This is a genomic window from Streptomyces sp. ICBB 8177 (genome assembly GCF_003144095.1).
Taxonomy (GTDB): Bacteria; Actinomycetota; Actinomycetes; order Streptomycetales; family Streptomycetaceae; genus Streptantibioticus_D.
Window position 1 is genome coordinate 1 of record NZ_NSKH01000011.1, and the last position, 305, is coordinate 305.

1 pseudogene is annotated in these 305 nt (G+C 73.1%); it reads right to left on the reverse strand.

Features of this window, described 5'->3' with window-relative positions:
- Positions 1 to 211: pseudogene (locus CK485_RS08170) on the reverse strand (hypothetical protein); the annotation flags it as partial.
- Positions 212 to 305 lie beyond the last annotated feature (94 nt).

Sequence of the window (305 nt, forward strand, 5' to 3'; positions counted from 1 at the left end):
CTGCGTGGGGTGTGTGTGCCGGGCGGGTCCATGGTGCCCGGGCGGGGTCCGGGTCCAGGCGCTGCGCGAGGTGTTCGGCCTGGGCCGTCAGCCACCGCAGGGCGAGCTTCGGCGAGATCGTCTCCCACGAGGCCGGCACGTACGTGACGCGCTCCCCCGTGGCGAACACCGGCCCGTCGGCCACCACTTCGCAGCGGTACCCCCCGCTCACGCCGGGCCGCCTCGCCACATCACCCAGGGGCGTTCGATCACCTCGGCATAGCTGGTGTGTTCCGGGTTCGCCCGCAGATGCCCGAACGCCCACT